Source organism: Sporosarcina koreensis (genome assembly GCF_042655825.1).
Classification (GTDB): Bacteria; Bacillota; Bacilli; order Bacillales_A; family Planococcaceae; genus Sporosarcina; species Sporosarcina koreensis.
Genome location: NZ_JBHSNP010000009.1, coordinates 109,296 through 132,457, shown reverse-complemented (window position 1 = coordinate 132,457; position 23,162 = coordinate 109,296). Strand labels below are relative to the sequence as shown.

At 38.7% G+C, this 23,162-nt stretch carries 17 protein-coding genes and 1 riboswitch; of the genes, 5 read left to right on the top strand and 12 right to left on the bottom strand.

From position 1 onward, the window contains the following. Positions 1 to 10: 10 nt before the first annotated feature. From ACFPTP_RS04530 to ACFPTP_RS04510, 5 genes are all read right to left on the bottom strand, one after another. Positions 11 to 922 carry an ABC transporter permease gene (locus ACFPTP_RS04530; RefSeq protein WP_381442575.1) on the bottom strand — a complete coding sequence of 304 codons (912 nt, stop codon included), beginning with the start codon at positions 920 to 922 and terminating at the stop codon, positions 11 to 13. 13 nt (positions 923 to 935) lie between these two features. Continuing rightward, the gene (locus ACFPTP_RS04525) at positions 936 to 1,853 is read right to left on the bottom strand and encodes an ABC transporter permease (RefSeq protein ID WP_381442574.1); all 918 of its coding nucleotides are present in this window, start codon (positions 1,851 to 1,853) and stop codon (positions 936 to 938) included. A gap of 203 nt (positions 1,854 to 2,056) precedes the next feature. After that, positions 2,057 to 3,604, bottom strand: coding sequence for an ABC transporter substrate-binding protein (locus ACFPTP_RS04520; protein WP_381442573.1), 1,548 nt, complete (start codon positions 3,602 to 3,604; stop codon positions 2,057 to 2,059). A gap of 85 nt (positions 3,605 to 3,689) precedes the next feature. Further along, positions 3,690 to 4,763: a M24 family metallopeptidase gene (locus ACFPTP_RS04515; protein ID WP_381442572.1), complete on the bottom strand. Its 1,074-nt coding sequence runs from the start codon at positions 4,761 to 4,763 to the stop codon at positions 3,690 to 3,692. Continuing rightward, on the bottom strand, positions 4,756 to 5,961 hold the full coding sequence (locus ACFPTP_RS04510; protein WP_381442727.1) for an amidohydrolase: 1,206 nt from the start codon (positions 5,959 to 5,961) through the stop codon (positions 4,756 to 4,758). Before ACFPTP_RS04510 ends, ACFPTP_RS04515 begins: the two co-directional genes overlap by 8 nt. Positions 5,962 to 6,304: 343 nt before the next feature. Here ACFPTP_RS04510 and ACFPTP_RS04505 point away from each other — a divergent pair, with 343 nt between their 5' ends. Then, entirely contained in the window at positions 6,305 to 7,525 is a 1,221-nt protein-coding gene (locus ACFPTP_RS04505; protein WP_381442571.1) for a trans-sulfuration enzyme family protein, read from the top strand. 76 nt (positions 7,526 to 7,601) lie between these two features. Further along, positions 7,602 to 8,618 (top strand): uroporphyrinogen decarboxylase family protein, encoded by a 1,017-nt coding sequence (locus ACFPTP_RS04500; RefSeq protein ID WP_381442570.1) that lies wholly within the window; start codon positions 7,602 to 7,604, stop codon positions 8,616 to 8,618. A gap of 222 nt (positions 8,619 to 8,840) precedes the next feature. Here ACFPTP_RS04500 and ACFPTP_RS04495 read toward each other — a convergent pair whose 3' ends face one another. Continuing rightward, positions 8,841 to 9,089: a VOC family protein gene (locus tag ACFPTP_RS04495; RefSeq protein ID WP_381442569.1), complete on the bottom strand. Its 249-nt coding sequence runs from the start codon at positions 9,087 to 9,089 to the stop codon at positions 8,841 to 8,843. Between the two features lie 149 nt (positions 9,090 to 9,238). Further along, positions 9,239 to 9,416, top strand: a riboswitch (Lysine riboswitch). A 77-nt stretch (positions 9,417 to 9,493) separates the two neighbouring features. On the opposite strand from ACFPTP_RS04495, the gene ACFPTP_RS04490 reads away from it, so the two are divergent. Both ACFPTP_RS04490 and ACFPTP_RS04485 read left to right on the top strand, forming a co-directional pair. Next, positions 9,494 to 10,951 carry an amino acid permease gene (locus ACFPTP_RS04490; protein WP_381442568.1) on the top strand — a complete coding sequence of 486 codons (1,458 nt, stop codon included), beginning with the start codon at positions 9,494 to 9,496 and terminating at the stop codon, positions 10,949 to 10,951. A 159-nt stretch (positions 10,952 to 11,110) separates the two neighbouring features. Beyond that, positions 11,111 to 11,674 carry a GNAT family N-acetyltransferase gene (locus tag ACFPTP_RS04485; protein WP_381442566.1) on the top strand — a complete coding sequence of 188 codons (564 nt, stop codon included), beginning with the start codon at positions 11,111 to 11,113 and terminating at the stop codon, positions 11,672 to 11,674. 86 nt (positions 11,675 to 11,760) lie between these two features. Here the strand turns inward: ACFPTP_RS04485 and ltaS are convergent, their stop codons facing one another. Then, positions 11,761 to 13,716, bottom strand: a complete 1,956-nt coding sequence (gene ltaS, locus ACFPTP_RS04480; protein ID WP_381442565.1) for a lipoteichoic acid synthase — start codon at positions 13,714 to 13,716, stop codon at positions 11,761 to 11,763. A gap of 516 nt (positions 13,717 to 14,232) precedes the next feature. Here ltaS and ACFPTP_RS04475 point away from each other — a divergent pair. Continuing rightward, on the top strand, positions 14,233 to 15,987 hold the full coding sequence (locus ACFPTP_RS04475) for a PhoX family protein (RefSeq protein ID WP_381442563.1): 1,755 nt from the start codon (positions 14,233 to 14,235) through the stop codon (positions 15,985 to 15,987). A gap of 132 nt (positions 15,988 to 16,119) precedes the next feature. Here ACFPTP_RS04475 and ACFPTP_RS04470 read toward each other — a convergent pair whose 3' ends face one another. The 5 genes from ACFPTP_RS04470 to ACFPTP_RS04450 all read right to left on the bottom strand — a co-directional run bounded on the left by ACFPTP_RS04470 (position 16,120) and on the right by ACFPTP_RS04450 (position 22,955). After that, a complete protein-coding gene (locus tag ACFPTP_RS04470; RefSeq protein ID WP_381442726.1) occupies positions 16,120 to 17,514 on the bottom strand; it encodes an amino acid permease in 1,395 nt (464 codons plus the stop codon). A gap of 61 nt (positions 17,515 to 17,575) precedes the next feature. After that, on the bottom strand, positions 17,576 to 18,658 hold the full coding sequence (locus tag ACFPTP_RS04465) for an aromatic ring-hydroxylating oxygenase subunit alpha (protein ID WP_381442562.1): 1,083 nt from the start codon (positions 18,656 to 18,658) through the stop codon (positions 17,576 to 17,578). Positions 18,659 to 19,053: 395 nt separating this feature from the next. Further along, entirely contained in the window at positions 19,054 to 19,500 is a 447-nt protein-coding gene (psiE, locus tag ACFPTP_RS04460) for a phosphate-starvation-inducible protein PsiE (RefSeq protein ID WP_381442561.1), read from the bottom strand. Positions 19,501 to 19,911: 411 nt separating this feature from the next. Then, positions 19,912 to 22,059, bottom strand: a complete 2,148-nt coding sequence (locus ACFPTP_RS04455) for a transglycosylase domain-containing protein (RefSeq protein ID WP_381442559.1) — start codon at positions 22,057 to 22,059, stop codon at positions 19,912 to 19,914. Positions 22,060 to 22,268: 209 nt separating this feature from the next. After that, on the bottom strand, positions 22,269 to 22,955 hold the full coding sequence (locus ACFPTP_RS04450; protein WP_381442558.1) for an SLATT domain-containing protein: 687 nt from the start codon (positions 22,953 to 22,955) through the stop codon (positions 22,269 to 22,271). Positions 22,956 to 23,162: the final 207 nt, after the last annotated feature.

Here is a 23,162-nt window from a genome sequence, read left to right as displayed (position 1 = left end):
TAACCCCTCCTTACTTGTTGTATTCTGGATCTAAGACATCTCGTAGCCAATCACCTAATAAGTTAATTCCAAGTGCTGTCAACAAAATTGCAATACCCGGGAATGTTATTAACCACCATGAACTGAAGATAAAATCCCTTCCTTCACTTAACATATTTCCCCAGGCCGGATATGGCGGCTGTATTCCAAATCCTAAAAAACTAACTCCAGCTTCCGCAATAATATAGTTAGCGGCTTGAAGCGAGGACAAAACAATAATTGGAGTATATAAGTTTGGGATGATATGTTTAAATATAATTTCCCACCTGGGAACACCTGTAGCTATACTTGCAATAACAAATTCTTTTTCTCTTAAAGCAAGTACTTCACTTCTCACAATCCGCGCGTAAGCGACCCATCCAGCAATAACTAACGAAATAATAATGTTTTTCATACCTGCGCCAAGTACTGTACTAATTACGAGCACCAATAATATAAATGGCACGCTAAGTGAAACGTCTACAATTCGCATTATAACTGCGTCTATCCATCCTCGGAAATAGCCTGACAAAATACCAATAATGGTACCAATTAAACCTGCACATACAACAGTAACAGCACCAATAATTAAAGATACTTTTGTTCCAGATATTATTCTAGATAGCAGGTCACGACCTAATTGATCAGTTCCAAGAAGATGTCCTTCCGACAATGGCGGTAAAAGCTTTTGAGATAAAACGGAAGCCATTGGGTCATGGGGTGTTATAAAATCACCAAAAACCCCTAAAAAAATCACAATAACCAGAATTGAAAACCCAAGAAAACCCGTCGGACTTTTTATTAATTCTTTCCATAAGTAACTTAACCTAGATTTTTTCTTCGCTTTAACTGCTACTGGTTTATCGATTTTTTCCAACCCTACATTTGTTGCTTTTTCGACCATTTTTGTTCACTCCTTACTTCACTCGAACTTGTGGATTTACAAGACCGTATAATATATCAGCAAAAAAGTTAATTATAGATATGCTTAATGCAATGAAGAATACTCCTGCTATGACCACTGGAAAGTCCCTTCCCATTAATGCTTTTATAAGCAATTGACCTAAACCTGGCCATGAAAACACAGACTCAATAATTACAGCTCCACCTAATAACACACCTAAATCTAGAGCTGCAATCGTAATAATAGGAATTAATGTATTCTTCAAAGCATATTTGTATAAAATCGAAAATGTTGATGCTCCTGTTGATTTTACTGTTCTTATATAATCTTTTCTCAACACATCTAGCATGGTAGATCGAGTAAAACGGGCAAATCTAGCGGCACTGTGTGCCGCAAGTGTAACTGCAGGCAAAATCAAATGGAGTCCAGATCCTCCCCCGCCAGAAGGCAGGACTTTAAATACTACGGAAAATACAAGTATTAATAACAGACCTAACCAGAATCCGGGAATAGCTTGTCCAAATACTGTAATCCCAGTCCCAATTCTGTCGTAGATAGTATTTTGTTTGTAAGCAGAAATTACACCTAACGGGATAGCCACTGCTATAGCTACAAACAGGGCTGCAAAGGCTAATTGAAATGTTGCTGGCACTTTTGCAAGAACCATGCCCAATGCATCTTTTCGATACATTAAAGATTCCCCAAAATTACCTTGAACGACATCATTCAAAAAACTACCATACTGTACAATTAGAGGTCTATTGAAACCTAATTGTTCCCGGAACTGTTCAACCATTTCTTCATCTGCATCATCTGGCATATATAAATATGTTGGATCTCCGGATAAACGTATAAGAAAAAAGACCAAAGTAATTGTTAGGAACAGAACTACTAACGTTTGCACTCCACGTTTTAATATATAACCTAACATAGGAAACTCCTTTTCTTTGAGCTTAGTGTTGGACTGAATTAATGGTAGCTCAATCCGCTCAAATGTGATGTGACATTCAAATTCATAATTTATATGGATTGGATGGAAAGCCACTATAAGTATTTAAACTTAATAGTAGCTCACCATTGACTATCCAGTAGCGCAAGGAAATTAGAGTAAATATCCAAATACAACTAATGCTTTTACTTTTTCCATTTCACATCTGTTAAGATATATCTCTGGTCAACCCGCGGATGAAATTCCAGGTTTTGGTTTATAGCATAGACATCCCCTTGTTGCCAAAGTGGAACCATTACTGCTTCATCAGCGGCCCAATTTTGCAATTTATCAAAATGAGCTTTACGTTTCTCAACATCCATAATCGAAGATCCATCTATAATACTTTGTTGAATTTCTTTAGATGGAGTATGAAGCAAGAATGTACTACCAGGAATAAATAGATTATTAAATGAACCAATAGCATCAAACTGTGTTCCCATACTACTTACATACATTTCCCCAACTTCATTTTCCGCAATTCTACTAACATGAGTTGAATAGTCATTTACTTGGACAGTAGAATTAAAACCTACCTCGTTTAATTGTGTAGAGATGGCCTGAGCGACTTGTGCATCCATTGGATACCTACCATTAGTAGTTTCTAATGTGATTTTCAGTTCACCAGGTGCATATCCAGCTTCTTTCAATAACTCTTTCGCTTTTTCAGGATCATATTTATATTCTTTTGTCTCGGTATATCCATCGTTAACTTTAGAAAGAGGACCTGTCATTTTCGTACCTTGTCCATTAAGTACGAACTCTAATAATTCGTCTGTATTAATTGCATAGTTCGCTGCTTGTCGAACCCTTTTATCAGTAAATGGGCTCCCCTCTTTGTCATTTAACCCAAGGTAAATAACTCTAGCAGAACTCACTGATTCTATTGTTCCTAGATTACTTTCTTTTACTTTAGCAATAGAGTCCACTGGTAGGTTGTTAAGCAAATCTATTTCACCAGCTAAGAATGCCGAAAGCCTTGAACTGAATTCCGGAATGACTCTAAAGTTAACTTCTTTTATAGCAAGCTCTCCGCCCCAATAATCATCGAAAGCTTCCATTTTAAAACTCTGATCACGAACCATTTCAACAAATTTATATGGCCCTGTTCCAATTGGATCTTCTGCTGCTCCGTCTCCTACTTCTTCCATATGCTTAGGTTCCATTATCAGCATGTTGTCAGCCAATTTCACAAGCAAAGTCGGCATTGGTTCACTTGTAATAATCTCAAAGTTCAATTCATCAATAATGCGTACTTCTTTAATTGGTGCAAAATGACCTCTATAACCGGATTTATTTTTTTCATCCATAATATAATCTACTGAATACTTCACGGCCTCTGGTGTTAGAATTTCTCCATTATGAAACTTAACACCTTCCCTTAACTTAAACTTCCATGTTAAGTCATCAGTGTTTTCCCATTCTGTCGCTAAAAGTGGTGTCATTGTACCGTCTGGATTTCTTCCAATAAGCGGCTCGAAAATGCTTTTTAGATGCAAATCTTTAACAAAGTTTGGATCTGTATTTGGAATTAGCGTAGTTGGGCTAGATTCAATTCCGATGTTTAAATCTGTTCTAGTGCTTTCTTTTCCTATTTCATCACTAGCTTCTCCTGAAGTACCTTGTGTACAAGCAGATAGGATTAAAACTAGAACTAGTGATAATAGTACCGTCAGTTTGTTGAACTTTTTCATTATTATATTCCCCCTAAGTATTGTCCGTGAATTACTCTTACTCCTCTATTCATATTGCAAGAAACAAAGTCATATCTCCGGCAAATCACAATATCATTAGCTCTTTGCTGAATTGAGACAGTACTTCAACACCATCGACTTTTACTAAGACATCATCTTCGATTCTAACCCCACCAACATCGGGCACATAAATACCAGGTTCGATTGTAAACACCATACCAACTTGAGCGGCATCAGTATTCAAGCCGTGAATCGAAGGATATTCATGATTATTCATTCCCATACCGTGACCTAAACGATGTGTAAAGTACTCACCATATCCATCCCTTGTAATAATGTCTCGTGCGATCATATCTAAAGTACTAAAAGATACCCCTGGCTCCACTGCTCCTATCGCTGCCAAGTTCGCAGCCAAAACTGTTTCATACATCTCTTTTTGTTGATTAGTAACTTCACCCACTCCAAACGTTCGTGTAATATCAGAAACATACCCATCTTTCAGAACCCCACCGTCAATTAATAGGAAATCACCTTCTTTCAGTTTTCTATCACCTGTACGACCGTGCGGTAATGCAGACTTTTCACCAGATACAACCATTAATCCGCCACCATCAGCTCCAAGTTTTAATCTTTGGTATTGAATTTCCGCTGCAATTTCATATTCTGAAACTCCAGGTTTAACCTTTTTTAATGCTTCCAATAATGCTGCATCTGAAATATGAATTGCTTTTTTTATTTTTTCCACTTCATCTTGAGATTTAATTACTTTCATTTTTTGAATCGCTTCATCTATATCGACATATGTCATAGCATTAATAGCACTAGAAATTCCTTCAAATCTAGACATGGTGAGATGCGACTTCTCAAGACCACACTTCTTCTTGCGCTTTACAAAACCTTTTACAATTTCCATAGGATCTTCATCATCTTTGTATGAAAGAAAATTTTGAATACTAGACTTACTAGTCGCCCCGTCTAAATCAAGTTCCGGTAGAATAAGTACTGGATTTTTATCCAATGAAATTAGTAAACTAAAAAATCGTTCATGAGGATTTGAGTTAAATCCAGTAAAATAATAAATGCTATTTGGTAATGTTATGAAAGCAATATCAATCTCATTTACTTCCATATATTCAATAAACTTTTCTATTCTACTCATACTTGACTTCATGGCCAACACCTGATTTGGCAAGTAATTTTTGAATTACATTTGAGTAAACGCTTACACCATACGACATTGCTTCTTCATTGATTTGAAATTTCGGATGATGATGTGGATAGTTTCTTTCCATGTCTGCTTCTCCTGCTCCAATATAGAAAAAACAACCCGGCGCTTTCTGTAAATAAGCTGAAAAATCTTCTCCGCCCATTCCTCTACGTATATCATCCAATGCCCCTACACCATACAGGTCTATCACTGTGTTTTTTACGACTTCTGTAACCTCAACATCGTTAATCACCGGTCTATATCCATTCTTATATTCAAACTCATATGTGCCACGATGAGCTTCCGTTATTCCTTTAATGATTCTTTCCATCTCAACAGGGATTTTTTTTCTTATCTCCTTATCAAAACTTCGAACCGTTCCACCTATTTCTACAAATTCTGGTGTTACATTATCTGCAGTTCCCCCATGAACTTGTGTAACGGATAAAACAACATCATCAATGGGATCAATATACCTTGAAACAATTTGCTGCAAATTAGTAATAACTTGAGCTGCAATGATTACACTGTCTATATTTTGATGAGGTTTTGCAGCGTGACCGCCACTTCCAATTACCTTTATAGAAAAACTATCCGGAGAGGACAAGACAGGACCAGATAAAACTCCGAATTTTCCTGTAACCATATTAGAGCGTACATGCCCACATATTATTTCATTTACACCATCCATAACTCCTGCGTCGACTAGTTGTTGAGCACCGCCCGGAAATAGCTCTTCAGCATGTTGAAATATAAAACGAACTTCGCCTTTTATACTGTCCTTTAAGCCTACTAATACTTTAACTGTTCCAAGCAACATAGCTGTATGAGCATCATGTCCACAAGCATGCATAATTCCAGGTTTTTTTGATTTAAATTCCAAGTCGTTATCTTCATTAATAGGAAGGGCATCCATGTCGGCCCGTATTGCAATAACCTTACCTGGTTCTGATCCTATTAATCTTGCTACTACGCTTGTCCTAGTTGGACGAGTTATTAACAAATCACCAAAAGATTCTAATTCGGAATGGATAAAGTTTGAAGTTTCCACTTCTTCAAAAGAAAGTTCTGGATTTTCATGAAGATGCCTTCTCCAATAAATTAATTTCTCATTAACATCCTCTACAAGATGTCTACTATCCACTAACATCTTTCCACTCCCTTCCCAAACAACATAAATAATATTATAAGTTTTCTTATAACGACAATTATCGTTCAATTCAGCCTTCATGTCAATGTATTTTTATAAATCTTAGAATCTTTGGAATTGGGATAAAAATTTCAACTGTCACGAACCGCGTCAATTCAATCCTTATTGCTGTTTTTCGGTATTTAAATTCGTTATTAATACTAAAGCTTTCAAATATTTTCAACATAAGGTATTGACAGAATATTAAATTTGGTGAATGATGGTAGCAGTAAATAATATTATAACTTTATTTAGTAACAACATTATTTACATCCAAATTCAACTATATTGACAGGAGGAAATTATGAAAAAGTTATGGAGCACGGATACTAGTATCATTCACAATTTAGATCAAACTCAACGTCACACAGGTGTAGTCTCTCAATCTATCACGCCTGCTGTTGCATATTCATTCCCTAATGCGGAAAATGCTGCAGCGGTTGTTTTAGGTGAAATAGAAGGAACTTATTATGGTAGGTATGGGAATCCAACTACAACTGAACTTGAACGTCAAATTGCAAAGCTAGAAAATGGGGAAGCTGCATTAGGAGTAAGTAGTGGAATGGCTGCTATTTCTATTTCTTTACTTGCTTATCTTCAAAATGGAGACCACGTGCTTGTTACTAAGGATGTTTACGGTGGAACATTTAGTTTTCTTAAAAACCTTGCACCACGTTTCGGGATTGACTATGACTATGTTGATTGCACCAATCATGAGCTTGTTCAAGATTCAATTAAAGAAAATACAAAAGTATTGTATATAGAAACTCCTTCAAATCCGGGACTAACAATACTGGATATTAAAGGACTATCCAAGATAGCTAAAAATAACAATCTAAAACTAATCATTGATAATACTTTTATGACGCCTTATCTTCAAAAACCATTAGATATAGGTGCCGATGTTGTCATACATAGTGGCACAAAGTATTTAAATGGACATGGAGATGTTATTGCAGGATTTATCATTGGAAAGAAAACAGAAGTAAGTATGATGAGGAAAAAAATTATGGGTGATTTAGGTCAAAACCTTAACTCTTGGGAATCTTTTTTAATAATGAGAGGCCTAAAAACATTGCCTGTTCGGATTAAAAGACATTGTGAAAATGCATTGGCTATTGCAAAGTTTCTAGAACAACACCCAGCGGTTAATAAGGTATCTTACCCAGGTCTCCCATCCCACCCGCAATACGAATTAGCACAAACACAAATGAAAGATATGGGGGGAATTGTCTCGTTTGAATTAAAAGGTGATCTCACAAACGGTCAACAGTTTATAGATAATCTTAAACTTTGCCTAATTTCGTTTAGTCTTGGGGATCCAGAAACTCTGGTACAGCATCCAGCATCGATGACCCACTCTTCAATACCTGCCGAAGATCGTATGGCTTATGGTATTACTGATGGTCTAATTAGATTATCTGCTGGACTAGAAGATTCAGATGATATTATTGCAGATTTGAAACAATCTTTAGACCAAATAACTCTTTCAGAAGCCGAAGAAATAGAATCACAGCTAGTCTAATTATAAATGGAGGTCGGCATGTGATTCCTAAATTCATTTTCTAAAAAAAAATATAAATTGGGAAGGAAGTTTTATTATGTCTGAATCAACTACTTTTACTTCTTTAACAGCAACAGAGAGATTGCAAGCAGTTCTAAGAGGAGAAAAGATTGATAACTCGCTCATTAGTCTATGGAAGCACTTTCCTTTACAGGATCGATCACATAGCGCATTTGTCGAGCGAACAATTGAGTTTCAAGAGCAACTAAACCTTGACTTCATTAAACTCAGTTATAACGGTTTATATGGTGTTGAGGACTGGGGAACCGCTATTGAATGGCCAACAGATGCATTTAATGTTGCCAAGGTTGTCGATTATCCCATTAAATCCGTAAAGGATTGGAACACTCTAAACACTTTACCTTTAGATATTGGAGCTTTAAAAAGAGAACTTGATTATACTAAAGAAATTGTAGCTAAGTACCAAGGGAAAGTTCCTGTAATTGCAACAATCTTTAGCCCATTAACGATCGCTTGGAAGCTTTGTGGTGTTGAACTATTAGAACACTTAAAAGCAAATAGCGATGATTTGCATAGAGTGTTAGCCATTATTACAAACACGACAACTAATTTCGCAAAAGAACTAATAAAAATCGGAGTAGATGGCTTCTTCTTCGCATCACAACTTGCAGACTTTGACAAAACAAGTTGGGAACGCTACGAAAGCTTCGGGAAAAGGTACGACTTAATAATCTTGAATGAAATAAACAATAAAACATGGTTTAACATCTTGCACATTCATGGATTAAGTCCTATGTTTAATGAACTAAAAGACTATCCAGTCCACGCAATTAACTGGCATGATCGAACTTCAAATATTTCTTTAAAAGATGCAAGAGCATTAACAGATAAGATTCTAATTGGTGGCATTGATGAGAATGGTGTACTTGCAAATGGTACGGATGCAGATTTATCTGCCCACTTTAAAGATGCTTTAGACCAAGTAGGCGATAATAAAATCATCTTCGGTCCAGGCTGTGTTGTCCCTTTAAGTATTCCAGAAGAAAAATTGATTCTTGCAAGAAAAATTGTAGAGAAATTAGAAGTAAATTAACTAGCTTAAACAATATAACATCAACAAATCCCCCACTTTAGAAATAATTCACATAAAATTAAGGGGAGCTTCTTTTACAAAAAGAAATAATAAAACGAGAACACAGCTAATCTTAAACTAGCTGTGTTCTCGTTTATTTTTAACCTACACATTAAATGATTATTTAATATGAACCTCTTCCAAGGCTCTTATACTTCAGCGACTACGCATGTAGCTTGCGATTCAGGCGCATCCATTTTCAACCAAATGCTGCTTCGCTTTTTCAAGTTCCTCTACGAAAACTTCCATTACGGGTCCGAGGTTGGTATCGCCTTCGAATAAGAAAATGTTATTGTTGTCCGTTCGGAATCCTACCTCATTGACAAAGCTCTTTTCAGGCTGTTTAAATCCAAAAACATTTTCGTAGAATAATTTTGCTTCCTCAACATTTTGCACTTGAAATCCGATGTTTTCCGATATTATATATTTCATAGAGCTCTTACTCCTTTCATCGCATGGTGAATTATAAATATTCTAACACATTCCCGCACTCCTGAAGAAGAGGAATGTGTAATACTTACCATTGCAATATGAATAATATCCGCCTATAATTTAAACATTAATTTAATACTCCCATTCACCGATGGGATAGAGGCTGCTGCTTATAAGAGTAGGACGGACGAGATTCTCTGAGATTGTTGACTCCGTGTGAAAGGATAAGTTGCCGAAGTGTGGGTAGATCATTGGATATCCATGCTGGTGATGTTTTCGAATAGGAACATCATTGTCACGTTTTCAACGTGGAGAACTATCTTCGGAAGGATTAACGCACATATCCAACAGCCGTCGATTTTCTTCGATGGCTGTTTTTTATGTACCTTCCCTGACAAAAAGGAGTGGACAACTTGGAGAATAATTTAACATCAACGAATACACCCCAATTAAAAAGAACATTAAAAGCCCGCCATCTGATGATGATTTCCCTTGGAGGTTCGATTGGAACTGGGATTTTCTTGGCAAGTGGAGGGGCAATCCATACTGCAGGGCCGGGAGGGGCATTGGTGGCGTATGCAGCTGTCGGGATCATGGTTTACTTCCTGATGACGAGCCTTGCGGAGATGGCGGCTTATATGCCTGTGGCGGGATCATTTAAAGAATATGCCACCCGATTCGTCGATCCGGCATTCGGGTTTGCGATCGGCTGGAACTATTGGTATAACTGGGCGATCACAATCGCCGCGGAACTGGCAGCGGTTGTCTTGATCATGAAATTCTGGTTTCCTGAAAGCCCTTCGTTCATATGGAGCGGGCTTGCCCTTCTGATCATGTTCGGCTTCAACTATATGTCCGTTAAAGGTTTTGGCGAAGCGGAATTTTGGTTTTCACTTATTAAAGTTGTGACGGTCATTATCTTCATCATTACCGGGTTTCTGATGATTTTTGGCATCATGGGCGGCGAAGCGATCGGCTTTTCAAACTTCACGATTGGCGATGCACCGTTCAACGGTGGATTCTTTGCCATCCTAGGCATTTTCATGGCAGCTGGGTTTTCATTCCAAGGTACGGAATTGCTTGGAGTCGCTGCCGGTGAAAGTGAAAACCCCGAAAAGACGATACCAAAAGCGGTGAACTCCGTATTTTGGCGCATCCTTCTTTTCTACGTCTTTGCGATTTTCGTCATCGGGATGATTATTCCGTATACCGATGCACGATTATTGAGTGAGTCGGTTTCTGTCAGCCCATTCACACTCGTTTTTGAACGGGCTGGATTTGCTTTTGCTGCTTCCGTTATGAACGCCATCATCTTGACTGCTGTATTATCTGCAGGTAATTCGGGGATGTACGCTTCAACGAGGATGCTTTGGGATTTGGCACGTAGTGGGAATGCACCGAAGTTCTTAGGGAAATTGGATAAGAGAGGCGTACCGGTCAATGCGTTGATCGCCACGACATTAGTCGGCTCCCTTGCCTTCCTATCGACTTTCTTCGGGGACGGTACGGTTTACGTCTGGTTGTTGAACGCATCGGGGATGGCTGGATTTGTTACTTGGCTAGGGATTGCAATCAGTCACTACCGCTTCAGAAGGGCCTATATTGCGCAGGGCGGTAATGTGTCAGATCTTCCTTATCGCGCAAAATGGTTCCCATTCGGTCCTTTGCTGGCCCTTGTCCTATGTATCTTCATCATTGCCGGCCAAAACTTCCAAGCCTTTACGGGCGGTGAAATCGATTGGAACGGCGCACTCGTTTCCTATATCGGTCTCCCCCTCTTCTTGATTGTTTGGCTGATTTATAAAGTGAAGTACAAAACAAAGTTGATACCTTTGAAGGAATGTGACTTGGAAAATAAGTGATGATATAAAATACTGGTTTCTTATTATAGAAATCAGTGTTTTTTTTATGGTGAGTTTGTTTCCTAATCATTGTTTCTATTTCAAAATCTATCTGTATATTTTAAAATAAGCGAAAGCAATAAAGGCCTTACACATTATTAGAGAAGGAGACAATGTTGCATGAACTATCAATCAGATATATTTCCAGTATTAGAAACGAATCGGTTACTATTAAGACGGATTGAGAAAGACGATGCCCATGATATTTTTACGTACCTATCCGATATTGAAGTAATGAAGCATTATGGTACGAAACCATTTCAAACAGTCGATGAAGCGATAAAAGCAATTTCAAAGTATGAATCATTGTTCAATGAAAATAGAGGGGTCAGATGGGGAATTACAATCAAGGAAGATAATAAGGTTATTGGCAGCTGTGCTTTTCATAATATGGTTTCTGAACATTTCAGAACTGATATTAGTTTTGTGTTAAGTAAAGATTTCTGGGGGCGAGGAATTGCTCAAGAAGCATTAAAAGCTGTAATCAAATATGGATTCGAGTATTTGAACATTAACAGGATCGAAGCAGTAATTGAACCATCTAATGTTCCATCACAAAAATTAGTTGAAAGACTTGGTTTTTCAAAGGAAGGGGTACTAAGAAGCTATGAATATTTTGACGGGAAATTTGATGATTTATATATGTTTTCCTTGTTAAAGTCTGACTTTGACTCTGATGAATAGAGAATCGTAGTCTAATCGATAGTCGATGCAAAAAAGAAGCATGCCCTCTCCATTCGGAGAGAACATGCTTCTTCTGCTGCGACATGTCATTCGTTTGATTGTACATCTGCATCTTTAGTGTAGTTATACTGAGATGGATCGACAGGCGTATACCCGTTTGGCGTATAGAATCGCAATAAGTCGCCATTCACGACTTTATCCGAAAGTTCCAATCTATAATCCACTTCTTTTTTCAAAGTATTGGCACGCTCCATTTGACGTTCGTCGAGCGGTAAGCCTGTTTGATTATCATAAAACTTTTCATTAATTGAATCGATCGTTGGGCTGACAAAATCGCCATTTCTAAACGGGACAACTTCATTATGCTCTTTCGAGAATAAATCGGAACCGAGTTGAACAAAGTTTTTCGTATCAATTCCAAGCAAATGCAACAACGTCGGAAGAAGGTCTGTTTGGCCGCCATACGTGTGGTTGACGCCGCCTTTCATTCCTGGAACATGTATGAATAAAGGTACGCGCTGCAAGTTCGCACTTTCATAAGGGGTAATTTCTTTCCCCATGATTTGTGCCATCGCTCTTTTATGATTCTCGGAAATACCATAATGGTCACCATATAGAACAATGACCGAGTTATCATATAAGCCCATTTCCTTTAATCGAGTGAAGACTTTTTCAATCGCTTCATCTGTATACCGCGCAGTTTGGAAATAATCGTCCACACTGACGTCCCCAGTATTGGCTTTATCGATTGTCACCAAGTCTTGATTCATCGCATAGGGATAGTGGTTCCCAACCGTAATGAATTTCGCATAGAAAGGCTGTGGCAGTGAACTCAACAGACTTTCAGATTGCTCATAGAACGGTTTATCCAACAATCCGTATTCCGCCATGTCGATTGGGTCACTCGTATCATAATAACCCGCATCGAAGAAATGGTCGAATCCAAATGCTTTATAGATGGTGTTCCGATTCCAGAAGCTGCCGTTATTACCGTGGAAGACAGCGGATGTATACCCATAATCCTTTAAAATACTTGGAGCGGCTTGGTACGTATTTTGTGCTTTCGTTATAAAAGCAGATCCTTGCGGCAATCCAAATAGGGAGTTCTCCAACATGAATTCCGCATCGGACGTTTTGCCTTGGCCCGTTTGGTGGAAGAAGTTATCGAAATACGCTGTATTCTTATCTTTCGTTAATGAATTTAAAAACGGTGTAACTTCTTCCCCGTTCAATTTGTAGTTAATCAGAAAGTTTTGGAATGATTCTAAATGCAAATAGATGACGTTCATTCCTTTGGCTGCCCCAAAATAGGCTGGATTCGGTTCGGCGTAAGCAGATTGTGTATAGTTGACAACATCTGTAAGATCACTGCTATCCGCCAACGCTCTTTGCGATGACGCTGCCGCCGTTTCCACCGAGTCATAAATCGTGTAATTATACATGCCTAGATATTTCACAATATAGTTTCGATCAAAACCGCGAGTCAACAGTTGCGGCCGACTAGCTTCAGCGAGTCCAAGATTGATAATGGAAATTACTAATGCGCCAGCAATAATGGCTGCCGCTTTTTTAGATCCCATCCGATTTGTCTCTTTTTGTACCTTACGTGAAAATCGAAGGTACATCATGACAAATACGTCCACAAAGAACAAAATATCATAAGGTTTTAGCAAGGACAGAACACTTCCGCCCAAATCCCCGAAATTCTGCGTTTGGAAAAGGGTAGGCAGTGTAATGAAATCACTGAAAAACCGGTAATAGACGACATTCGCATATAATAGAATCGACATGAGCGTGTAGATGACGACGAGCACTGTATATTTTTTCTTTCCTTTAAACAAAAAAGAAATTCCTAGAAATAGCAAAGCTGAACCAAGCGGATTAAGCAGTAAAAGGAATTGCTGAAGAGGTCCTTCTACCCCTAATTCAAATTGTGTGGATTGAGCGATATATGTTTTCATCCATAACATCAATACAGCTATTGCATATATTCCTAAAAAGTTGTGTAGAAGAAAATCTTTCACATTCCATTGATTTCTCATGCAAACACCAACCTTTTAATTTTTTTATTTTACTTCTGATCTATGGAAAATGTTATTTTAAAGTTACTTTTTTCTACAGGTAAAACATAATACTCCTCTTTGGCTTTTTCGTCAAGTTAATAAAATTTCCAAATAGAATCGAACACACGTCGAAGACTCCAATACGAAATAAAAAACAGCTGAATGAGAGAGATTCACCTCTCCACCCAGCTGTTTTTACAGGTATGCATTTCACTCAATTCCCGCAATGAAAACTTGCCATTCTTCACCAAGATACTTTTCGCCCCATTCATCCTGCTCTGGAAGATGAACAAGTATAGCTTTCTTCATAATTATCATCCTCTTTTAAACATATGCCTAATTATTTAGCCATGTTTCACTTATAGCTAAATAGCATTATTTTTGTATTAATACTAGAGTTTACAATTTCATAATATTTATACAACACTTCCTTAACATTCTACGATTATGATGGTTATGAAGTATATTTTAATAAACCATTGGAGGTCTAATCGTATGAACAAAAAAAAGGTAATTATCCCACTACTAAGTGCAGCACTTCTATTTCCAACTGCGGTCAATGTATTTGCTCAACCGCATAAACAAATAGAAGGCGTAAAATCTGTTGAATTTGTAGGTATGCCTGTACCTGCAACTGCTGAGGAAAAATCAACAATGTATAGTAATGCCAAAGTAAAGGTGACATTAAAAGACGGTACTAAAAAAACAGTAGAGTTAGATTATACTTCGTTAGCAGAGCCTGGTGATGTCATTAACGGCAAAATTGTCGGAGCTGCAGTCGACATCAACGGCAATCTCATAACAAATAAAAAGGGTGAGCCTTTAGTTTCCCCTTCACCGGATGCAAACACACTCCTTAGTGTAAATGGAAAAAGCGGCAAGTTATATATGATCAATCATTTTGAAAGTATGCCAAATAATGAAATTGGGACAGTGCCAAGAGCGTTATATTTAAATACTGTCCAACAAGATAAGAAATCAGGCGAACTCAAAATTACTGATATTGAACCTATCGATTTTTCAGAGTATGGCGGTGTTTGGACTCCATGCGCTGGCATCTTATCTCCTTGGAACACTCATTTAGGTAGTGAAGAATATGAACCAAATGCACGTGCCCATGAAGCAAACCCTGAAAAATCTTCTGTTACACAATTTGCAAGAAATTATTATCAAGATTCCACAGCAATTGGAAATCCTTACTTATATGGATATACAACAGAAGTATCCGTTCATCCGAATGGTGAAGCAAAAGCGGTGAAACACCACAGCATGGGCCGGTTGTCTTTTGAAAATGTTACAGTAGCACCCGATAACCGTACTGTTTATTACGGAGATGACGGCGGCTATGTGATGTCCTTCATGTACATTGCAGACAAAGAAAAAGATTTATCCGCTGGGACACTTTATGCAGCAAAATTTGAGCAAACGAGTGCCGAAAACGGTGGTGCCGGGAATTTAAAATGGATTAGACTAGGACATGCAACTGACCAAGAAATAAAGGAATTAGCTGAAAACCTTACATTTAGCGATATTTTTGAAACAACTAATGATGCTTCTTATGCAAAAGCCAATGGATTCAGCCATATTAAGACTTCAGCTGGTGAAGAATATTTGAAAGTCAAACCAGGTATGGAAAAAGCAGCTGCTTTCCTTGAATCCCGCCGCTATGGTGCTATGCTTGGAGCAACTTCTGAATTCAATAAAATGGAAACACTCACATTCAACAAAGCCGATAACAAAGTCTACATGACGATGTCCACGATTGCGAATGGTATGGAAGAAAATCCAAATGATCCTGTAGATGATATTCGATTACCAAAAATCAATGCCGGTGGGATTTATGAACTGAGTCTAACTAAAAGACAAACCGATCGTGAAGGTAACCCTATTAAAAGTGATTATGTAGCAACTAAAATGGAAGCTATTTTAGTAGGTGAAGACATTCCAAAAGATGCTGAAGGCAACAAAGCCCATCTTGATAAAATCGCTAATCCGGACAATATTGTCTACTCTGAAAACATGAGAACTTTGTTTATTGCTGAAGACTCCGGAAATCATATAAATAATGTTGGCTGGGCTTATAATGTTGATTCAAAAGAACTTTCTCGTATCGTTTCTGCACCAGATGGCGGTGAAGTCACTGGAATACAAGCCATTGATGATTTAAATGGGTTCTCTTACTTAATGGTTAGTTCTCAAAATCCAGGGAACATCGGTTATATCCAGTTACCTTTAGTTGATAAAAAATAAGCTGAATAAGTGAAAAGACAGGTACATCATAGATTACCATTGAGGATTGTGTTTTGGAAATAATTGATGATATGTAAAACAGCCGGATGAGAGAGGTTCCCCCCCTCTCCATTCGGCTGTTTTTTGTATTTCTTACTGAGAAAGAACTGTTTTCCTCTTTCGCGTATACCTCAAATAATAATACAAATAACACAACCCGATAAAACCGAACCCTAAAGCAAGTGACACCCGCTGCGTCGGATCGAATCCGGCGAAAACGAATAACGATGCACAAATCACGATACAAAGGATCGGGACGAATGGAAACAGACGGACCCGGAATTTCAGATCTTCCGGCTTTCCTCCATCTCTCACATACTGCATCCGGAAACGATATTGGGAGAACCCGATGGCCATCCACGTGAACGTCCCCCCGATTCCACTGACCGATAGAAGGAGGACAAAGAGTGTAGTCTCCGCAATAACACTGGTCAGCAAGGAAAGCAGCGCAAATCCGAGAGTCACAAGTAGCGCATTCATCGGAACGCCCCGTTTGTTCAACTTCCCGAACACCGGATGCGCCATCCCGTCATTGGACAATGAATAAAGAATCCGCGTACAAGCGAATAGTCCCGTGTTCCCGACGGAAAGGATGGCCGTCAAGATGACGAAGTTCATGATATCCGCGGCGTAAGGAATCCCGACGATATCAAAGACCGTGACGAAAGGACTTTCGAGAACGCTCGCTTGCTTCCATGGGACGATTGCCGACAGGACAAAAATCGCTAATACGTAGAACACCAGGATACGCACAACGATGTTGCGGATAGCCTTCGGAATGTTCTTCTCCGGTTCCTCCGTTTCCCCCGCTGCCACACCCATGATTTCAGAGCCTTGGAATGCATAAATGACAGTCATCATGACGATGAAGACCCCGGTCAGCCCTGTAGGGAAAACACCATCTCCAACAATATTCGATAGATAGGGAGCCGGCGTCCCGTCCATCGCAATCAAACCGAACATCGCACATAAGCCGATTCCGATGAACAGAATGACCGCCAATACTTTTATGCCAGCGAACCAATATTCCGTTTCGGCAAAGCTTTTCGTACTAAGTGAATTGATGCCGAATAGGAGAACGACGAATACTGCACACCAGATCCATATGGGGACATCCGGAAACCACCTGCCCATCAACAAGCCCGCCGCGATAAATTCAAGACCGACGTAAAGTGCCCAACTCAGCCAATACACCCAACCGATGACGAATCCTGATGCAGGTCCGATAAACTTCGTCGCATGCGCCTGAAAAGAACCTGAAACCGGCATGATGACGGATAACTCCCCTAGACATACCATGGCAAGATACATGAGGAGCCCACCTACTAAATAGGCTAAAATTGTACCGATCGGCCCGGCCTCCCCGATGGCATACCCTGAACCGATAAACAGGCCGGTTCCAATGACGCCCCCGAGCGAAATCATGAATAGGTGTCTGCTCTTCATCTCCCGCCTAAGCTTTTGCGGGTTCTCTTGCGTCGTCTTCATCTCCACTCACCATCCTCCTCATTGACTTTGATCATCCACAATTGAAAGCGTTTACAAAAATTCAGATTTCAACTTTCGTTAATGGCAAAAGCGGTTCTAATCTTTTTTGCATGAGCAGATGAAAATGGTGGACACAGTTCTCGGTCAGCGAAAACCTGCCTTGGTTGTACACACCCGTTTCGATCCCCTTTTGAACAACCTCACAGATCTCCTTGTCTTCCCGGCGCACGTCTTGATCGACGGCCATCAGCTCTTCTTCCTCTTCCGTGATCGTATCGTTCATGAAAAACGTCGTATAGACGTACTTCGTCGTTTTATGATCAATCGGAATCGACTGGTGAATGGATACGTTAGGTGGACCGGGGTCGAACGAAAACCACATATTCGGATAAAGCCAGTAGTATCTCCCGCCTTGTCCCATTTCGAAATCAGCGGTTTGTCCTTTTAGAGGAGTCGCTTGATAAACGTAATTTTCGTGTAGGCTCGATTCATATTGCTTCATATCCACTTTGGAAACGAGTGATTTATGGACGCCAGGACAATGATCGCATTCCAGATAATTGTCGATACCGATCTTCCAATTGGAATGACAGACCGTTTCTTTCACCCGGATTTTCTTGAATTGATCCAAATTGTCTTTTTTCACATGTTCAAACAATCCACCGAACGTCTTCGTCATCGGTTCTGCATCCGGATCGAGATTCACAAAGATGAACGACTCGAAAATCTCCAATCTGACATCGTGCAAACAAAAGGCAGATTCATCGAAGTTCTCGACGCCTTTCATATTCGGAGCACGGTTAAGCGAACCATCCAGCCGGTACGACCAAGCATGGTACGGGCAAGTGATAATGCGCTTATTCCCTTCCCCTTCGAGCAGCTTCGCTGCCCGGTGACTGCAGACATTATAAAAGGCACGAATCTCCCCATCGTTGCCCAACGTCACAAAAATCGGCTTGCCTACAATTTCCGTCGTAATGTAATCGCCCACTTTTTTGAACTCGCTGACATGTCCAACATACTGCCAGGTTTTACTGAAGATTTCTTTCAATTCGAAGTCCAACACTTCCGGGTCTGTATACAGCCAAGATGGCAATGTGTGTGCCTCACTCAACTTTTCACTGACGCTTACTTCATTTCTCATATATGAAACCTCCTTTTCATAATGAACGAAATCCAATCTACTTTCCTACTACTGTATGAAAGATTTTGCGTTTACAGAATCAATTCTGTGGACTTGTCCCCCCACTCTTTAAAAAAATAACGGTTGAGAATTGCTATTATTCTCTCAATTGTTAACATATTATCACAAAGTTCATATTATTTCCTTTAATTTTGCTGTTTCATTTTTAATCCACTAACAGGAAAAGAGATAATGATAACTCGATGTGGCTTGACAGGGCTGTTAGGACTAAAAATTGGGGCCATAGCACACAATGGTTCCAGATATCTTTACGGGTGCCTGGTACAAAAAATAATGCCCGTCATCCAAACGAGTCAAATTTGGATAACGGGCATTAGTGATTTCAACTATAGAATTTATCGCTCTCTGAAATACCACTTACTATCAGGGCGATCGCGCGGCGTCATATTGATAATAAAGTACCCAATAATCAACAACAGAATGACAAAGGTATAGATTAATGTGTGTAAGGGATGACTATGATCAACAATTACCAATCTTACCATCGCAGTAATCCCAATATAAATAAAATAACGAAGCGGAAAATGATAATTCTCTTTAAAGTATTTAACAATCATCGCGATAAATTCAAAATACAAAAAGAAGATCAGAATATTCGCCAAGTAAGTTTGATAGTCAGTATGATCACCCACTATCAAAAGCTGAGCAAAGACAAATAATTCTTTAATCAATACAACAGACAAAATAATTGCTAGAACAACAAGCATGATGTTCAAGAAAACTTGCACGGATGTAGGGAAAATCTGTAGTATTTGCGTATATTTTTTCTTAATCAAACACATTCCCCCTTCGTGAGTGTTTTATTATAAGCGCGAAAAAAATTTATTTGTCAATTCACTACTAGTATAAGTGAGCAATATTAAGTAATGATTAATACCACGTTAACAATTAGTTAATAGTTTGTTTTTCAACTAATACATTAACATTTGGGTCCGATGCTATGAGTCGTACCCTTCGGTGACCAGAGGGAAATGAATGGTCGAGACAACGACAAAAAACCGTATGTTGATCTGGAAAAGGATTTGCATTTCGACTTGAACCAGCGGCTTCAGGTGAGTCCATACATACAAACTTATTTACAGGAATACCGTAGCATTTTTGTGAATTTACTTTCCCGTAATTCATACCTCCGAGTTCAAGGAAAAAAACGGCTCCAATCATCTTGCTTTTATGATTAGAGCAGGTTTTATTCTTTATTTTTCTTTTTCCCGTTTCTTCTTTTCTTTCTTCTCTCTCTTTTTCTTTTCTTTCTCTCTGTCCTTCTCGGATTTCTTCTCTCTATCTTTCCGTTCTTTCTCTCTATCCTTCTTGTCTTTCTTCTCTCTTTTCTTCCGTTCTTTCTCTTCTTTCTTCTTCTGTTCTCTTTTCTCTTTTTCTAGTTTTCGTTCTTTCTCCCTCAACTTTTCTTTCTGATCCTCTAGCTCTTTTTTCATTTTCGCGATCAACGGCAAATTAAATTTCTTCGTAGGGTATTCACTGATCGATTTTGATAGGACTTGCCCGAAAATTGGCGGCGCTGTGAAACTACTAGTCGAATTTAAGTAATGTTCAGCATCCGTTTTATCATAGCCTAACCAAACTGCACCTACGATGTCTGGTGTGTACCCGACGAACCAATGATCCTTTGATCCATTCACACCCGCGAATGGCAGCTGAGTGGTGCCTGTCTTACCGGCTATTTCCATCCCTGTAATTTGAGCTTTCTTGGCAGTGCCAACTTCGACAGCCCCTTTCAGCATATAGGTCATTTGCTGAGCAACTTCCGCATCTGTCACTTCTACAGACTGTTCTCGCCACTTTCCAATGACTTCGCCTTCTGAATCTTCTATTTCTACAATAGCATGCGCTTCCATCATGACTCCATTATTCGCGAATGCAGAAAAAGCTTGAGCCATTCGCAGGGGTGAAGTACCTTGGTGCAAGCCCCCTAATGGCAGGCCAACATTATGGTCTTGTTCATCCAATGGGATTCCGAACCGTTCCACGGTGCGTACACCATTTTCAATTCCGATGTTATGTAAGAGCCAGACGGGAGGGATATTATACGATTGAGCGACTGCATCGTACATTGTCACTTGCCCTCTATATCGCTTATCGAAATTCTTCGGAGAATATCCATCAATGTTGATTGGCTGGTCAACGAGTAGATCCGAGATATGATAGCCTTGCTCCAATGCAGCTGTGTAGACAAGTGGTTTCAAGGTCGACCCCGGCTGTCTAACGAGCTGGGTCGCATTATTAAAGCGTCCATACGTGTATTCTCCTCTGCCCCCAACTAAGGCACTTATTCCGCCCGTTTTAGGATTCAAGAAGACTGAAGCGCTTTGAATGAGTTGATCGGGCTTACTCTCTGGGAAATAACGATCATCCTCATAGACTTCTTCAAGGGCATCCTGGATGACAGGATTTAACTCCGTATATATATGTAGTCCTCCAGAGAGCACTTCATTTTTCGTTAACCCATACTTGTTGACCGCCTCGTCGATGATATGGTCAATATAATATGGATATTTCCCTGTATAATCCGGCAATGTTGAATCCGCTAACATCATTTCTTGTCCGATTGCTTCCTCGTACTCCGCTTGACTAATATACTTTTCATTTTTCATTAACGATAAAACAATATTGCGCCGTTGCACCGACTTTTCCAAGTTTTTATAAGGAGATAAATGAGTAGGTGCTTTAATTAATCCCGCCAATGTAGCGGATTCGCTTAACGTTAACTCGCTTACATCTTTTCCAAAATAGACTTGCGCCGCTCGTTGAACACCCCACGCGCCTTCGCCAAAATAGATTTGATTCAGGTAACGTTCCAATATGTCATCTTTTGAATACGTTCTCTCAATTTTCATCGCGATAAGCAATTCTTTAAATTTACGGGAGTAAGTCCGGTCCTGCGTTAAAAATGCATTTTTTGTAAGCTGTTGAGTGATTGTACTCCCACCAGCAACAACTTCACCTTTTAATGTATTTTGGGTAAATGCCCGCGCAATCCCGAAATAATTAATCCCATGATGTTTGTAAAATTGCTGATCCTCAACAGAAATGACTGCTTCAATCAACTCTTTTGGTATTTGGTCTAGACGAACTCCTTCAATGTTGGAATTCGAAATCTTACTCACGATCTCTCCATTTTGATCGTAAATAAACGTCGGTCTCGGTTCAAGTTCTTCTAGTTTACTCACATCACTTGATGCAATTAATTGATTCACCATGATCAATCCACCAAGGACTACAAGTAGCATTACAAGTAATAGTATCTTGATAGGTTTTTGTATGTTAGACCAGTTCTTCTTTCTGTTCATTTGTTTCTGTTGTTGTTTGTGTTCTGTTCTTCCCATATGAATTCCACCTTCTTTATTGCCTTTCGAACATACAAGTTTAGCATAGAAACCAAAGTGAATTACAACGAGAAAATTTTACCACAAAACGCTGATTTGTCTTGGAGTGCTTCATTTAGTAATAAATCATCATACTTCATGAAGAATTTTGAAATTATCCATGCAAAAGTTTTTTCATAAGCCTTGTTAGAAGCTTCAGGATGCCTTAGTTACAAAAACTTTTTCATTAAGAATTCAAAAACTAACAAAATCAATATAATAATCACAGGGAATATCGCTAAACAGATATATTTCATTATCTCAAACCATTGAATATTATTGATTTTTTTTATTACTACGTTATAAACCTTTTGAATTTCATCTTTCGCTTTGTTTTTTTCTTCACCCTCGTCAGTGAGAATATTATCTTTACTTTTTCTGCTTTGGCTTCTTGTATAATCTTCAAATGCTTTTTTATAATCTATATCTGAATGGTTTTCTTTATCAATTAATAACTTCTCATATTCTCTCTGAAACTCTTTTATATCACCAATACCTATAACCTCGTCACTTAGTAATTTCCTTTTGATTCTATTTAAAAGGATATCTAAATTTTGATAGTTAGTCTCAAAACTCCCTGCGCGTTCTTTATAGTTTTGCATGTTTAAGTACATTGATAGAAAAGTTATTGTTAAAGAAAGAATCAAAAGAATTTTTGTGCTTTGTGTATTTAACTCGTCATTTCCTAGAAACCAAATAGTTAAAATTAAGATTAGGATCGAATATAAATGGATTATCTTTTCATATATTAAATGTTTTGATCTTAACCTAGCAGATGCTTTTATTCTAGCTCTCTTTGTAATTTCAATCCTATATTTCATATCATTTAACACATCTATAATATTATCATTTTGCAATTTATTTCCCCTCCACCATCTATACCCTTAATTTAATCATAGCGTAAGTGGAAATGATTGTCACCGACATGGTTAGACAGAATAAAAAGAGCACTACAATTAGTCGCTGTAGATTGACTACTTGCGATTCGCGCTACACTATACCGTCAATCAAGGCGTCTTGAGGGCTATCCTGATAATCTTTTGCAACGGCCTCAGGAGGCTACC

Bases quoted from the DNA above. Each gene is read 5' to 3' on its own strand.
- ACFPTP_RS04530 (WP_381442575.1), bottom strand. From the start codon at position 922: ATGGTCGAAAAAGCAACAAATGTAGGGTTGGAAAAAATCGATAAACCA.
- ACFPTP_RS04525 (WP_381442574.1), bottom strand. From the start codon at position 1,853: ATGTTAGGTTATATATTAAAACGTGGAGTGCAAACGTTAGTAGTTCTG.
- ACFPTP_RS04520 (WP_381442573.1), bottom strand. From the start codon at position 3,604: ATGAAAAAGTTCAACAAACTGACGGTACTATTATCACTAGTTCTAGTT.
- ACFPTP_RS04515 (WP_381442572.1), bottom strand. From the start codon at position 4,763: ATGAGTAGAATAGAAAAGTTTATTGAATATATGGAAGTAAATGAGATT.
- ACFPTP_RS04510 (WP_381442727.1), bottom strand. From the start codon at position 5,961: ATGTTAGTGGATAGTAGACATCTTGTAGAGGATGTTAATGAGAAATTA.
- ACFPTP_RS04505 (WP_381442571.1), top strand. From the start codon at position 6,305: ATGAAAAAGTTATGGAGCACGGATACTAGTATCATTCACAATTTAGAT.
- ACFPTP_RS04500 (WP_381442570.1), top strand. From the start codon at position 7,602: ATGTCTGAATCAACTACTTTTACTTCTTTAACAGCAACAGAGAGATTG.
- ACFPTP_RS04495 (WP_381442569.1), bottom strand. From the start codon at position 9,089: ATGAAATATATAATATCGGAAAACATCGGATTTCAAGTGCAAAATGTT.
- ACFPTP_RS04485 (WP_381442566.1), top strand. From the start codon at position 11,111: ATGAACTATCAATCAGATATATTTCCAGTATTAGAAACGAATCGGTTA.
- ltaS (WP_381442565.1), bottom strand. From the start codon at position 13,716: ATGAGAAATCAATGGAATGTGAAAGATTTTCTTCTACACAACTTTTTA.
- ACFPTP_RS04475 (WP_381442563.1), top strand. From the start codon at position 14,233: ATGAACAAAAAAAAGGTAATTATCCCACTACTAAGTGCAGCACTTCTA.
- ACFPTP_RS04470 (WP_381442726.1), bottom strand. From the start codon at position 17,514: ATGAAGACGACGCAAGAGAACCCGCAAAAGCTTAGGCGGGAGATGAAG.
- ACFPTP_RS04465 (WP_381442562.1), bottom strand. From the start codon at position 18,658: ATGAGAAATGAAGTAAGCGTCAGTGAAAAGTTGAGTGAGGCACACACA.
- psiE (WP_381442561.1), bottom strand. From the start codon at position 19,500: ATGTGTTTGATTAAGAAAAAATATACGCAAATACTACAGATTTTCCCT.
- ACFPTP_RS04455 (WP_381442559.1), bottom strand. From the start codon at position 22,059: ATGGGAAGAACAGAACACAAACAACAACAGAAACAAATGAACAGAAAG.